The organism is Algibacter marinivivus (genome assembly GCF_003143755.1).
Taxonomy (GTDB): domain Bacteria; phylum Bacteroidota; class Bacteroidia; order Flavobacteriales; family Flavobacteriaceae; genus Algibacter_B; species Algibacter_B marinivivus.
In genome coordinates, this window is sequence record NZ_QFRI01000002.1 from 41754 (window position 1) to 54694 (window position 12941).

Sequence of the window (12941 nt, forward strand, 5' to 3'; positions counted from 1 at the left end):
ATATTATATTTTATAAATCAAATCTTTATAATCTACAATCTCAGTAATAATATTTAAAGCAAATAATTCTTTCTGAACATTCATAACTGTTTTTTCATTAATCAGTTCTTGAGACCATTCAGTTATACTTAGCCATTCTTGTACATCTTCTAGTTTCTGTTCATAACGATTAGCAATGGTTTTATCAATACTTGGTATATCTTTAAAATCTATGGTAGTATTATTTATGATATCCAAAATGGTTTTTAGTTCACTTTCATTTTTCTCAATAAAATCCTCTCTAACCGCAATAACAAAACAAGGCCATGGGGAAGGGCAATTGTCTATTCGTCTAAATACACCTTCATCTACAATTGGCTTAGTTGTAAATTTTTCCCATAAAAAATAATCAGCTTTACCATTAGTTAGTCCTTCAACAGCTCCATTAAGGTTTTTAATAACTTCAAAATCCAAATCTTTTTCTAAATCCCAATCGTGATTCTCAGCATTTATGTATGCCATTAAATGAGATCCAGAGCCATATCGGCTAATAGCAGCCTTGGTACCTTTTAAATCTTCAACCGCTTTATATTTTGAATCGTGTGCAACATGAACACCCCAATGCAGTGGAGTTTCAACAAAAGTTTGTACAATTTTGCTTGGATTTCCAGCTATTATATCTTTAATAATACCTTCCGTTAAAATTACTGCAATATCAATATCACCATCTCTTAATGCTTTACACATAGCACCAGTGCCACCATAATAATCATGCCACCTTAGGTTTATACCTTCTTCTTTATATTCGCCTTCTTTAAGTGTTAGATACCAAGCTAAATTAAAATGTTCTGGTACACCTCCAATATTTACTTTCTTCATTAAGTCAATCGTTTATTCTGTAATTTTATTAAGTGCATAAATAATTAAATTCTCAACTACTGCATTCGGATTTTCGCTAAAAACTCCTAAAACCCTATTAGCAATAATAGCATTTAAAGAAATTGCTTCGTGTCCTAATAATTTTGATAGACCGTATATAGCAGAAGTCTCCATTTCTAAATTAGTAACTTTTACGCCATTAAAGTTAAAATCATCTATTTTAGAGTTTAATTTTGAATCTTGAAGCTCTAAACGAAGTACGCGCCCTTGAGGTCCATAAAATCCTCCAGCTGTAGCAGTTAAGCCTTTATAAAACGTTTTATTTTCAAATTTTTCTCTAAGCTTGTCACTGCCACTTATTACTATAGGATTTGGTTTTTGTACATGCCAATTTGTTTGTTGTATAAAAGCGTTTTCAATATCATAATTTCTAATCGAATCAATTTTATATGCTTGAAGCATACCATTAATATCTAATGCATGAGTGCTTAATAAAAATGAGTCAATAGGAATATTACTTTGTAAAGCTCCAGAAGTCCCTATTCTTATAATATTTAAACTTGTAAGCTTATTTTTGACTTCTCTAGTTTTAAAGTCTATATTTACTAAAGCATCTAATTCGTTAAGAACAATATCAATATTATCAGCGCCAATACCCGTAGAAATTACTGAAATGCGTTTTTCTTTATAATAACCTGTTTGGGTTTTGAATTCGCGTTTTTGAGTTTCAAATTCAATAGAATCAAAATGTGAAGTTACTTTTGATACACGATCTTGGTCGCCAACAAAAATAATGGTGTTTGAAATGTTTTCAGGTTTTAAATTCAAATGATAAATACTCCCATCTGGATTTAAAATAAGTTCTGATTCTTTAATGGGCATTTGTAACAGTTTTGACTAGTTTGTTTTCTTGTTTATTAAATTGAAAATCACTTTTGCTTAAGCCACCAAAAACCATGTCGTTTTTAAACTCTTTTGATGCGTTTAATTGACCAATAAGCACTTCGTGCCCTTTTCTATTGAGTTTTACAGAATTCTCAGTAACAGTGTAGAGTGGACTTAAGTAATCAATTATTCTATTTAGTTGTAAATCTCCATAGCCATAAAAGCCTTGATAATTAAGTGCGTAACCAAGTAAATGATGTTTAGATTTTATATCATTTTCTTTGATAAGGTTTAGTATGTTAGTTTCTAAAATGTTTAACCCTGAAACAGAATCTGGAAACCGCTCTAAATGCGCTTTTAAACAATTACTCAAATATTTAAATGAAGACGTTTTTGTTATGTAAGGTTTAAACAAGTTGTGATCTACACCACAATAAATTTGCCAAAGTGTTATAGCTAAATCTAGGTCTTTAGCAGTTAATTTAACCTTCTTTTTGTAATGATTCATTAATTGTTCTGGGCTTAATTCTCCTAAACCTTTTAAATCTTTAGTACCAGAAACTCTTCCACTACAAACTAAATATACAGGAAGCTTAATGTTCTTTTGTTTTAGCATACTAATAACAGCTATCATATTTATATGACAAAACAAATCGTATTCAAACCATATGGTAACTTCATTATATCTATCATTTGCATTATCTAATTGCGATAATGCAAAGTCAATTTTATTCAAATCCAATTCTATATCATAGAATGTATTTAAAAACTCCCCTCTTTTTTCAATTAAACTCGTTGAATGAACAATTTCCTGAGTAGGACCTTCACAGAGCATTTCTTGCCATGTAACAATTTCACCTTGAATTTGTAACTCTTTAAGGTAAGACGTTAATACGCCACCATTGGTAATGTGCAAAATAGTATGACTCATAAATTATCCGCCTACACGTTTTACATTAAACCCTTTATCTTTCAACATTTGCATAATTTTATCTCTATAATCACCTTGGATTATAATTTTGTCATCCTTAAAACTACCACCAACACTAAGTTTTGTTTTAATTTCTTTTGCCAATATTTTAAAATCTTCGGTTGCACCTGTATAACCTTCAAGAATTGTAATAGGCTTTCCTTTTCGTTTTTCGTATTTACAAAGTATAGGATCATCTTGCATCCAGATTCCAGAAGATTTGTGCTCATTCGAATTATTTTCTCCCTCAACGTGATCCGGAAATAAGTTTTTAAGTTGGTCTGGTAAATCCATCAATTATTTCTTGATAAGTCCTAATTCTATTAATCTTTCATTTAAAAACTCGCCTGCAGTTATATCTTCAAATGCTTTTGGATTATTTTCATCAATACAACCTTCGAGTACATCTAATTTCATTTCACTAATTGGATGCATAAAAAATGGGATGGAGTATCGAGATGTTCCCCAGAGTTCTTTTGGAGGATTCACAACACGATGTATTGTAGATTTAAGTTTGTTGTTAGTATGTCTTGAAAGCATATCACCAACATTAATCATTAATTCATCAGCTTCTGCAATAGCATCAATCCATTCGCCTTTATGGTTTTGCACCTGTAATCCTTTACCTTGGGCACCCATTAAAAGTGTAATTAAATTAATATCACCATGCGCAGCAGCTCTAACAGCCTCATCAGGTTCTTGTGTTATTGGCGGATAATGAATTGGTCTTAGAATGGAGTTTCCATTGTAAATATAGTTATCAAAATAAGTCTCTTCAATTCCCAAATGCAACGCCAGTGCTCTCAAAACATATTTAGCTGTTTTTTCAAGCATTCTATATGTTTCTTTACCAACATCATTAAATTCTTTTAGCTCATCTACAATAACATTATCTGGATATTCTTCTTTGAGTTTATCATCATTTTCAACATATTGTCCAAAATGCCAAAACTCCTTTAAATCTCCTTCTTTTTTGCCTTTTGCACTTTCTTTTCCAAAAGACACATAACCACGTTGTCCACCAATTCCAGGTATTTCATATTTCTGCTTAGTTTCGGTAGGTAAGCTAAAAAAGTTTTTAACCTCTTTATATAGATTGTCAACCAAAGCGTCATCTAAAAAATGACCTTTAAGTGCTACAAAACCTATTTCTTCATAAGCTTTACCAATGGCATCAACAAAGTTTTGTTTTTTAATAGGGTCTTCAGAAAGAAAGTCTTTTAAATTAACACTTGGTATAGTATTCATAAGGCGTAAAATTTAAGTGAATGTATTTAAAGTGATTAACACAAATGTACAAAAACATTCAAAGTTATATATACTGAGTTATGTGCAATTTTTTCTATTAATATTTACTATTTGTAGTATATTTGATAATGAAATAAGTATTTTTTTATGAAAGTGACAAAAACTTCATCAAACATAACTTACGATATTGAAGGTTTAGACGCCGAAACACTTCTGTCTTTATATAGAAATATGTTGAAACCGAGATTGATAGAGGAGAAGATGCTTATTTTATTGCGTCAAGGTAAAATTAGTAAGTGGTTTTCTGGTATTGGTCAAGAAGCTATTTCTGTTGGTGTGACTATGGCGATGCAGAAAGATGAATATATTTTACCCATGCATCGAAATTTAGGTGTTTTTACCACAAGAGAAGTCCCATTATATAGATTATTTGCGCAATGGCAAGGAAAAGCATCTGGGTTTACAAAAGGGAGAGATCGCTCTTTTCACTTTGGCACTCAGCAATATAAAATTGTTGGGATGATTTCTCATTTAGGGCCACAATTAGGTGTAGCTGATGGTATTGCTTTAGCTTCTAAGTTGAAAAACAAAAACCAAGTTACGGCAGTTTTTACAGGTGAGGGAGGTACTAGTGAAGGCGATTTTCACGAAGCATTAAATGTAGCCTCTGTATGGCAATTACCAGTATTGTTTTGTGTTGAAAATAACGGTTATGGCTTGTCTACACCCACAAACGAGCAGTATAACTGTGAGCATATAGCAGATAGAGGTAAGGGTTATGGTATTGAATCTCATATTATTGATGGCAACAATATCACTGAAGTTTACATTAAGGTTAGTGCATTAGCAGAAAGCATAAGAAAAAACCCTAGACCTATTTTATTAGAATTTAAAACGTTTAGGATGCGAGGGCATGAAGAGGCTAGTGGTACAAAGTATGTTCCACAAGAGCTTATGGACATGTGGTCTGCAAAAGATCCTTTATTAAATTTCCAAGCATTTTTAAAGGAAAATGATTTGTTAAATGACGTAGATGAAGTTGAAATAAAAGAAGCTATTGTTCATGAGATTAACGAACATTTAGAGGTTGCTTTCGCGGAAGAAAATATAATACCAGATAAAACTGAAGAATTAAATGATGTATTTAAACCATTTGATTATCAAGAAATTATAAGTGAAAATGTTTTTGAAGAAATTCGTTTCGTTGATGCTATTTCTGAAAGCTTAAAACAAAGTATGGAAAAACATGATGATTTGGTTATCATGGGACAAGATGTAGCAGATTACGGTGGCGTTTTTAAAATTACAGATGGTTTTTTAGAGCAATTTGGTAAAGATCGAGTTAGAAATACACCAATTTGTGAGTCAGCAATTGTTGAAGCTGCTATGGGTTTGTCCATAACAGGGATAAAAAGTGTTGTTGAAATGCAATTTGCAGATTTTGTAAGTTCTGGATTCAATCCCGTTGTAAACTATTTAGCAAAAACACATTATAGATGGAATCAAAATGCTGATGTAGTTATTCGAATGCCTTGTGGAGGTGGCGTTGCCGCTGGTCCATTTCATTCACAAACAAATGAAGCTTGGTTTACAAAAACACCAGGATTAAAAGTGGTTTATCCCGCATTTCCTTATGATGCAAAAGGTTTGTTAGCAACAGCTATTAACGATCCTAATCCTGTGCTATTTTTTGAGCATAAAGGATTGTATAGAAGTATTCGTCAAGATGTACCTAAAGATTATTACACCTTGCATTTCGGTAAAGCTTCAATGCTAAAAAATGGAGAAGACATCACTATTATTTCTTATGGTGCAGCAGTGCATTGGGCTTTAGAAACTTTAAAAAATAATCCAGATATTTCAGCAGATATTATTGATTTAAGAACTCTTCAACCTTTAGACACAGAAACCATTTACGCATCAGTAAAAAAAACCGGAAAAGCTATTATACTTCAAGAAGACTCGCTCTTTGGTGGTATAGCTAGCGATATTTCAGCTTTAATTATGGAGCATTGTTTTAAATATTTAGATGCGCCAGTTAAACGTGTTGCTAGTATGGAAACGCCTATACCTTTTGCAAGTCAATTAGAACAACAATATCTTCCAAAAAATGAATTTGAAGCTGAATTAAAAGCACTTTTAGCGTACTAATTTTATTATTACCTTTAAGAAAACCTAAAATATTTTATTTTGAGATTTCTTATTTTACTATCTGCGGTAATGCTTTTTGGCTGTAAAAATCCAGAGGAAACATTTGAAGATAAATATATTTGGGACTCAATAGATGTTACAGCAACTGCATATAATTCATTAGCATATCAAACAAGTTCTAATCCCCATATTACTGCTTTTGGTGACAGTTTAAAACCAGGATTAAAATATATTGCAGTGTCAAGAGATTTGTTAAGATTAGGGCTAAAGCACAATACACCAGTTAGAGTTGAAGGTTTAGAAGGTATTTATTTTGTAAAAGATAAAATGCATTATAGATGGAAAAGGCGTATTGATGTTTATATGGGAGTAGATGTTAAAGCAGCAAAACAATGGGGAAGAAAGCATCTTTGTATTGAATATGGTATTCTTAAATAAACATATTGAGCTATTAGGTTGCCGCCATAATAGCTCAATATTAAAATAATTTATTTCGTTTCAGCTTCTGAAAGAATAAAAGGATAAGCATCTTTAACTTGCTTAATTTCTGCCTTAGTTAAATCGTCAGAAGGTTTACCAATCACCTTCAAACTATAAGCTTGACGCAGTTCATAATAAGCTTTAGTAAGCTCATTTTGAACAGCAATATAAGTTTTGTAAGTAGTTTGTTTTCCATTTTGTAATGAAACAATGGCTTCTTTTGGACTATCAGAAGACTCAGCGCTTCTTAGGCCTTCACAATAACCACAGCTACCATCACCATTATTATCTAGAAAGGTTTTGGTAATTTCTTTTAGGTTTTCAATTGGAATGATATCGTCTTCCAACATAATTTCATCATTATTACTAATGATGATGCGCAAAATGTTGCGTTCATTAATGTTATTTGTACAATCCATTCCAGTAGGGCATTCACGTGGAAGTATCCTGTTTATACCTTCATCAGAAGATATTGTGGCAGTTACTAAAAAAAAGATAAGCAATAAAAATGCGATGTCTGCCATAGACCCCGCATTTACTTCAGGCACTAATTTTGAGTGTCTCATAATTATAGTTTTAAATGTTAATGTGGTGATTAAGTCACAAAAACAATACCATAACTACATGTTATTCAATTTAATGCGCGTATCGTTTTGTCCCTTTCCAAACACCAGTATGAGATGCTTGAAAATCTATGATGCGTTTACTACTCAATAGATTTTCTTGAGTAATGTTTCTTAAACGTCTAGATATTTTAGTGAAAGATTTCATTTTGATTGATTTATAAATTGATTGATGAAAGTTTATTTTGAAAGACGTTACTTAAAATTTGTAACGTCTTTTTGTATTCCATTGGTTACTTTTTGTTCCGTTTAAAGTTCCTGATAATTGGTTGTTGTTTAAAGTTCTCATGATTTTTTGTTTTTGATTAATTTAAATTGATTGATGAAAGTTTAATTAAAAGTGATGTTTATCTGTAACGCCTTTTAGTATTCCATTGATTACTTTTAGTACCGTTTAAAGTTCCTGATAATTGATTGTTGTTTAAAGTTCTCATAATATTTGATTTTGATTGATTAATGATTATTTATTGTTTTTATTTTTTAATTATACTAGATAGACGACTACAATTTAAATTTGTTACAGTACTATGCATAACAAAGTAGTAAATTAACATATTTTAACATTTTTTTGTAAGGCTAGGGGTGAAAATTGAACCAAATACTAGTTTTAGGAACGGTTATTGTTAAACAGATACTAAATAATAAGTAAATACTAGTTGTATTATTAAGAAACAAATATCTTTGACTTTACACAGGTCTATTTAAATCATATTATATTAATGAAACCTTTTGTTTTATTTCTTTTTTTTATTCTCGCATCGCTTTCTACACAAGCACAAATAGATAGCAAGAAAAAATCCATTTCTATACCTGCTATAGAAAGCAAGAAGGATTCATCTGATGTTAGTCCATTAATACCTTCAAAACCAATAGAGAAAAGCACTAATATTGGCTTTAATAGACCTAAGGTAGCTCCAAAACTAGAAATGCCTAAAAAAGAGTTTTCAATGTTTCCGGAAGAAGAGTTTGGAAATCCGGGAGAACTTTATGTAAAGCAAGTGAATAAAAATTTAGAGGATTTGAAACTTAGTGAAAAAGAAGTTGCTTTGAGAAATGGAAGTACAATAGACCAGTATTTTGGTGATTTTAAAAGTCAATCTAAGTTTGTAAATGTTGTTTATCGGGATCATGGTTATACAGATGGTGATATTATTCAAGTTCGTGTAAACGATGATATTATTCACGCTAGAGTATTTTTAACAGGTGGATTTAAAGGTTTTAAATTAGATTTACAAAAAGGTTTTAATAAGATTGACTTCGTAGCCTTAAATCAAGGAGAATCTGGCCCAAATACTGCAGAATTTAAAGTTATCGATGATTCTGGGAAAATTATTTCTCAAAACCAATGGAATCTCGCCACTGGTGTTAAAGCAACCATCATTGTAGTTAAAGAGTAATTAGCTAATTATAGTTTCTATTAAATTTAATTCTTCTTCAGAAAAATCTAAACAATCCAAAGCTTTTACATTTTCTTTTAATTGGTTTGAAGAACTTGCACCCACTAATACTGAAGCTACTTGTGGTTGCCTTAATATCCATGCAATAGCCATTTGAGATAGTTTTTGTCCACGTTCTTTCGCTATAGTATTTAGCTTTTGTACTTTTTCAATATTAGATTGAACCGTTTCTGCGTTCAAAAAAACAGAATCATTTCCAGCCCTTGAGTTTTTAGGTATGCCATTTAAATATTTATCTGTAAGCATGCCTTGAGCAAGAGGTGAAAAGGCTATACAACCCACACCATTATTTTTTAATGTATCTAAAAGACTGTCTTCTACCCATCGATCAAACATGGAATATCTAGCTTGATGCAAAATAAATGACACATTTAAATCCTTTAATAATTTAGCAGCTTTTTGTGTATCTTCAGGACCATAATTTGAAATACCAGCGTATAATGCTTTTCCTTGGCGTACAATATCTGCTAAAGCTCCGATAGTTTCCTCCAAAGGTGTTTCAGGATCAGGTCTATGATGATAAAAAACATCAACATAATCTAAACCCATGCGTTTTAAACTTTGGTCTAAACTTGAGATTAAATATTTTCTTGATCCAAAATCTCCATATGGTCCGTCCCACATCCCATATCCTGCTTTTGTGGCTATAAATAACTCGTCTCTGTAAGATTTAAAATCTTGCTTAAGTATAGTCCCAAAGTTTTCTTCAGCAGAACCAGGAGGAGGCCCGTAATTATTGGCTAAATCAATATGCGTAATTCCTAAATCAAAAGCTGTTCTTAAAATATCTCGCCCATTCTCAATATCATCAACAAACCCAAAGTTATGCCATAACCCGAGGGAAATTGCAGGTAATTTAACACCACTTTTACCTGTACGCTTATATACCATTGATTCATAACGCTTATCATTAGCTGAATAATAGTTTTCTGTAGATTTATCGTTGATTTCCATGTTTCAAAATTATGAAAAGCAAATGTATAAATTCATTTAGACTTTAATGTATAAAAAAAGCCTTCAGATATAAATATCAAAGGCTTTAAAATTATATTATCTAATAAATTTAGGAATTAATTAGTTTCTTATTTCTGCCAGTTTAGAAGTTAACTCATCTTTTATGGCACTGTTTTCAGTGCTTAGTGGCAATTGATTACTGTTTAGTAGGTTTGGATTTTCTAAAGGGTTACTACTTAGGTTGTATAAAGCTTCAGAGCCATCATCAAAATAAATGTATTTGTGGGTTGCATTTCTTATGGTATGGTCATCGTTTTCAGTATATGTATAATCACGTTTACTATCATTAGAATTATTTAACAAGCCTTTAAAACTTTTACTATCATTAATTTCAGTAGTTTCAGTTCCTGCAATATCAGCAATGGTAGCAAATAAATCGGTGGTGTTTATTAAAGCATCTTCACTATCATTCGAACGAGATACATTTTTTCCAGAAATTATCATAGGTACGTTAACACCACCTTGATAAATACTTCCTTTTACGCGTCTAGAATTATATCCTTGAGCTACTTGTCCAGGAGTTCCGTTATCACCTATAAAAATAATGACAGTATTTGCTTTTTCTTCATCACTTAAAGAATTTATTAGTCTGCCCATTTCCTTATCAAGAGCTTCAAGGGCAGCCATATAATAGGGTAGTGGGTTTGAGTCTATACTAGCACTATCTGATGCTAAAGCACCTTGATCATGCAAATCATTTGGTGGCAAATGGAAAGGTGTATGAGGTGCATTGTAAGCCAACCATAAAAACCAGGGCTTTGTTTGAGCATCAACCCAATCTATAGCTAAATCTGTAAATTTCGAAGTTGAATAATCTGTTGAAGTACTTGTAGAACCGTTAATATTTAAAGCCCAATTTGTATACGATGGTACGCCACCACCAATAAAACCAGCAAAATAATCTACACCCATATCGTTTGGATGATTTGCATCTCTTGACAAATGCCATTTACCAATTACAGCGTTGGCATATTCATCATTGGTATTTATGTCTATAAATTTTTGAAGTGAAGTTTCTGAGGTTGAAAGCGGATCATCAACAGCTAAAACATTTGTTCTAAGTCCGTATTTACCAGTAATAATTCCAGCTCTAGTTGGCGTACATGTTGGGTTAGACCATAAATTATTAAACCTAATCCCTGAAGCCATTAAACTTTGAAGGTTAGGCATATTTGGTTTTATCGAACCAATATTATAACCAGGTGTTGCATCTAATCCCATATCATCTGCAATAATAAGGAGAATGTTAGGAGAATCGCTTGTGTTTTCCCCTTCCTCCATCTCTTCCATTTCATCTTCCTCATTAATAGTATCAGAACTATCGCTACAAGCCACTAGACAAAAGGCAAACATAAACAGGTAAACTAGGTGTTTCATAAATTCAAAAAGATTTGTTTTTCAATAGTTTAGATGATTTCTAAAAAATAAACTTGTGCCTAAGTTGAGAATAATTTTTTAAACTGTTAATATTCCTTTGATAATTTCACACTAAACATACTAGAAAAACCCTTTAAAGGTGTTATTTTTGCACGTTGCAAAATTTAAAGTATGTCCGTTACAAACGCAGAATTAGAATTAGAAGAAAGAGTAGAGGGTAAAAATTTATACAGTTATCAAAAAGGAGCTATAGATAAAATTTTTACTGCTTTTGAAGAATCTCCCAAAGATTATCACTTGCTTTATCAATTGCCAACGGGTGGTGGTAAAACGGTTATTTTCTCTGAAATTGTTAGGCAATACTTAAAGCACCACAAAAAGAAGGTACTTGTTATGACGCACAGAATTGAGTTGTGTAAACAAACTTCAAACATGCTTACTGAATTTGGTGTGCATAATAAAGTGGTTGATAGTAAAGCAGATTTAAGTGATCAGGGAGAATACAGCTGTTTTGTTGCTATGGTAGAAACTTTAAACAATAGGCTTAATGATGATAAATTAGATATCTCAGATATTGGATTGGTTATTATTGATGAGGCACATTACAACTCGTTTACAAAATTATTTAAATTTTTTAGTCAGTCGTTTATTTTAGGAGTAACTGCAACGCCTTTAAGTTCTAGTATAGAATTACCAATGACCGATAATTATGATGAATTAATTGTTGGAGAAAGTATAGAATCACTTATTGAAAATGGCTTTTTAGCACGTGCAGATATGTATACATATAACGTAGGTTTAACCTCGTTAGTAGTTGGTGCAAACGGTGATTATACAGTTAAATCATCAGAAGATTTGTATACCGATAATGATATGCTAACCAAGTTGATACAAGCATACGAAGAGCGCTGTAAAGGCAAAAAAACTTTAATTTTTAACAACGGTATAAATACCTCTTTACATGTTTATGATACTTTTAGAAGAGCAGGCTATCCTGTGGCACATTTAGATAATACTAATTCTAAAAAAGAGCGTGCTATGATATTAAAATGGTTTAAGGAAACACCTGATGCTATTTTAACTTCGGTTAGTATTTTAACTACTGGTTTTGATGAACCTACCGTTGATAGTATTATTCTTAATAGAGCTACAAAATCGTTGACGCTTTATTACCAAATGATTGGTCGTGGATCGCGTATATTAAAAGATAAAAAGAGTTTTACAGTTGTAGATTTGGGTAATAACTTCCATAGGTTTGGACCATGGGGTGATAATTTAGATTGGCAGCGTATATTTAAATCGCCTACATACTATCTTGATGCTATTTTAAGTGATGAAGAGCTTGAAAGTAATTTTAGGTATGAAATGCCAGATGCTTTACGTGCTGAATTTGCTAAATCTGAAGACGTGCATTTTGATGTTCAGAAAACGTATGTAGATTCTATTAGAGGTGGTGAATCTTCAAAAGTAGTTTTAGAACGCTCCATAGAACAACATGCTAAAATCTGTATTGAAAATAGTGAAGATGTTTATGATGCCTTAGCATTAGCTAAGCAACTTGGTGATGATATAGACTTTAGAATTCAGCGCTATACCAAGTGCATTAGCAAAAGTACTTTTAATTTTGTGCAATGGCTTAAAGGCGATTACAGAAAGAAACTGAACTCTTACTTACGCCAGAATTTTGATGAGGTTTTTGAGCAGATTCATGGGTATCCACCTGAGGATTAATTGGTTAATTTATATTGGATTTTACAAAAAAGTCTTAGCTTTTCTAGTTATTTGTGGTTTTTACGAATTTGAGTCTATCAGAAAAAATTGATAACTTCGTTTCATTCAGAATATAAGTCATACAAACGACTCATATTTTGCAAAATA

At 31.7% G+C, this 12941-nt stretch carries 13 protein-coding genes; 4 read left to right on the forward strand and 9 right to left on the reverse strand.

The genetic code is table 11. The features are described 5' to 3' along the window. Positions 1–3: 3 nt before the first annotated feature. From DIS18_RS08575 to DIS18_RS08595, 5 genes are read right to left on the reverse strand one after another with little or no spacing between them, the layout of a single operon-like run. Positions 4–858: a substrate-binding domain-containing protein gene (locus DIS18_RS08575; RefSeq protein ID WP_109352669.1), complete on the reverse strand. Its 855-nt coding sequence runs from the start codon at positions 856–858 to the stop codon at positions 4–6. Between the two features lie 12 nt (positions 859–870). Next, positions 871–1740 carry a nucleoside phosphorylase gene (locus tag DIS18_RS08580; protein ID WP_109352670.1) on the reverse strand — a complete coding sequence of 290 codons (870 nt, stop codon included), beginning with the start codon at positions 1738–1740 and terminating at the stop codon, positions 871–873. Continuing rightward, positions 1730–2674 carry a DUF1835 domain-containing protein gene (locus DIS18_RS08585; protein WP_109352671.1) on the reverse strand — a complete coding sequence of 315 codons (945 nt, stop codon included), beginning with the start codon at positions 2672–2674 and terminating at the stop codon, positions 1730–1732. Before DIS18_RS08585 ends, DIS18_RS08580 begins: the two co-directional genes overlap by 11 nt. Positions 2675–2677: 3 nt before the next feature. After that, the gene (locus DIS18_RS08590) at positions 2678–3007 is read right to left on the reverse strand and encodes a translation initiation factor (protein ID WP_109352672.1); all 330 of its coding nucleotides are present in this window, start codon (positions 3005–3007) and stop codon (positions 2678–2680) included. Positions 3008–3010: 3 nt separating this feature from the next. Next, a complete protein-coding gene (locus DIS18_RS08595) occupies positions 3011–3961 on the reverse strand; it encodes an isopenicillin N synthase family dioxygenase (RefSeq protein ID WP_109352673.1) in 951 nt (316 codons plus the stop codon). A 147-nt stretch (positions 3962–4108) separates the two neighbouring features. On the opposite strand from DIS18_RS08595, the gene DIS18_RS08600 reads away from it, so the two are divergent. Next, positions 4109–6112: an alpha-ketoacid dehydrogenase subunit alpha/beta gene (locus DIS18_RS08600; RefSeq protein WP_109352674.1), complete on the forward strand. Its 2004-nt coding sequence runs from the start codon at positions 4109–4111 to the stop codon at positions 6110–6112. A gap of 69 nt (positions 6113–6181) precedes the next feature. Continuing rightward, positions 6182–6550 carry a 3D domain-containing protein gene (locus DIS18_RS08605; RefSeq protein ID WP_109352675.1) on the forward strand — a complete coding sequence of 123 codons (369 nt, stop codon included), beginning with the start codon at positions 6182–6184 and terminating at the stop codon, positions 6548–6550. A 50-nt stretch (positions 6551–6600) separates the two neighbouring features. Here DIS18_RS08605 and DIS18_RS08610 read toward each other — a convergent pair whose 3' ends face one another. Further along, positions 6601–7158 (reverse strand): ExbD/TolR family protein, encoded by a 558-nt coding sequence (locus DIS18_RS08610; protein WP_109352676.1) that lies wholly within the window; start codon positions 7156–7158, stop codon positions 6601–6603. A 70-nt stretch (positions 7159–7228) separates the two neighbouring features. Then, positions 7229–7363, reverse strand: coding sequence for a hypothetical protein (locus tag DIS18_RS15105; protein WP_281261085.1), 135 nt, complete (start codon positions 7361–7363; stop codon positions 7229–7231). Between the two features lie 571 nt (positions 7364–7934). On the opposite strand from DIS18_RS15105, the gene DIS18_RS08615 reads away from it, so the two are divergent. Next, a complete protein-coding gene (locus DIS18_RS08615) occupies positions 7935–8612 on the forward strand; it encodes a hypothetical protein (RefSeq protein WP_109352677.1) in 678 nt (225 codons plus the stop codon). On the opposite strand, the gene mgrA is transcribed toward DIS18_RS08615, so the two are convergent. Beyond that, the gene (mgrA, locus tag DIS18_RS08620; RefSeq protein ID WP_109352678.1) at positions 8613–9626 is read right to left on the reverse strand and encodes an L-glyceraldehyde 3-phosphate reductase; all 1014 of its coding nucleotides are present in this window, start codon (positions 9624–9626) and stop codon (positions 8613–8615) included. A 120-nt stretch (positions 9627–9746) separates the two neighbouring features. Beyond that, on the reverse strand, positions 9747–11063 hold the full coding sequence (locus tag DIS18_RS08625) for a sulfatase-like hydrolase/transferase (protein ID WP_245925640.1): 1317 nt from the start codon (positions 11061–11063) through the stop codon (positions 9747–9749). 171 nt (positions 11064–11234) lie between these two features. Between DIS18_RS08625 and DIS18_RS08630 the strand changes: the two genes are divergently transcribed. Beyond that, the gene (locus tag DIS18_RS08630; RefSeq protein ID WP_109352680.1) at positions 11235–12794 is read left to right on the forward strand and encodes a DEAD/DEAH box helicase; all 1560 of its coding nucleotides are present in this window, start codon (positions 11235–11237) and stop codon (positions 12792–12794) included. Positions 12795–12941 lie beyond the last annotated feature (147 nt).